A 1510-nucleotide genomic window follows, 5' to 3' on the forward strand; every position below is an offset into this window, starting at 1 on the left:
AGGTGTTCCAGCAAGTCGCGCCGCTCCTGCTGGGCGAGGGGCTCTACTTGCCGGTGTACGCGAAGGAGTTCGCGCACGACTACGTGTCGATGATCCGGTTGTCGATGGATTTCGACAACGTCCGGGACGGCGATCCGCTCCAGGTAGGTGCGCGGGACGACGAGGCGAACGGCGACCCGGCCGCGGACAACGGCAGCAGGACCGGCGACACCGCGGACACCGACGGCAAGGCGGACACCGACGGCACTCCCGCAACGGGCAGCAGCAAGAAGGGCCGGGTCCACACGATCCAGAAGACGACCGAGAAGATCGGGGCGAAAACCAGCCAGTCCACTTCGTGGAGCGCGATCGGTGGCTTTCAGACGCGGTTCTACTCCGCGCTGGGCGGCGGCCTGAACGTGCTCTTCGGCGGCTACCGCACCGATTTCACCCGCAGTCATCGGCAGGATTACGAGTCCAGCAAGCAGACCGTCGCCGAAGGCAAGCGGGCGGCCGGGAGCCTGCAGGCGAACGGCAAGGTCGATCCGCAGCCGCTGCGGGAGTTCCGCGCCGATTTCCACCTGAGGGCCGAGGTGCTGTCGTACGTGCGCCCCAGCGAGGGGTTGCGCCGCATTCTGCCGCAGCGCCCCGGCAGGGACGTGCCCAAGTTCCAGGCGCTGACCGCGGGCCTCCCGCTCGACCTGCCGCCGGAGCAGCACGGGCGGCACCGCAAACTGGCGAATCCGGCCGCGCCGATCACCAGCACCGTCGATGCCCGGTTCGTGGTCCCGGAAAGCCTCGTCTCCCGCGGCCGGCTCGGCGATGCCGGCGACGTCCCGCACTCCGAGCAAGCCGCCCGCGGCACCGAGGAGAGTCCCCAGCCCGAGCGCCCAGGGCAGTCCGAGCACCCAGGGCAACCCGAGCAGGTGGGCGACCGGACCGGCGGGTCGCAACGCGCCGACGCGGACTCCCCGGAACCGGTCATCCAGCAGCTCGGCGATCCGCCGCCGCTGAGCGAGCTGCCCGCCGGCGCCACCCGCAACCTGGACTACGCCCGGCTGGTCGGCTTCCAGGGCGGCGAAGTGCTCGGGAAGATGGCCCAGGACCTGCTGAAGCGGGTCACCAACGACGATCCGATCGTGCGCTTCCCGGTCCCGGAGATCGTCCGCCCGGTGCAAGCGATGCTGAACCCGCGGCGGATCGAGGCCGACCCGCAGCGGTTCAGCAGGCCCCGGACCGCGGAGCTGTCCTACCAGCGGACGCGCGCCAACCTGCACGTCTCAATGGCCACCACGCTCAAACCGGTGCTGGACGACTCCGCGCCGGTGACCCGCAGCGAGTACGAGCTGATGTCCCGCGAGCTCACCGCCAGGAACAAGGTGGGCCACGCCCGGGGCTGGAACGTCACCAGCGCCGGCTTCGTGGGTTCGGTGTTCCTGGGCTACCTGGGCGGTTCGCAGCACGACGGGCACCTCGCGCAGGGCCAGGGGATCGGCGTGGTCAACACCTCGCCGTACAGCACGTCACGGGG

General features: G+C 70.5%; 1 protein-coding gene. It reads left to right on the forward strand.

The annotated features are described in order from the left end of the window. On the forward strand, positions 1-1510 hold a 1510-nt coding region (locus IJH84_RS04260), incomplete at both ends, for a hypothetical protein (RefSeq protein WP_295140420.1).

Source organism: Saccharopolyspora sp. (assembly GCF_017434145.1).
In the GTDB taxonomy this organism is placed as follows: Bacteria; Actinomycetota; Actinomycetes; order Mycobacteriales; family Pseudonocardiaceae; genus Saccharopolyspora_C; species Saccharopolyspora_C galaxeae.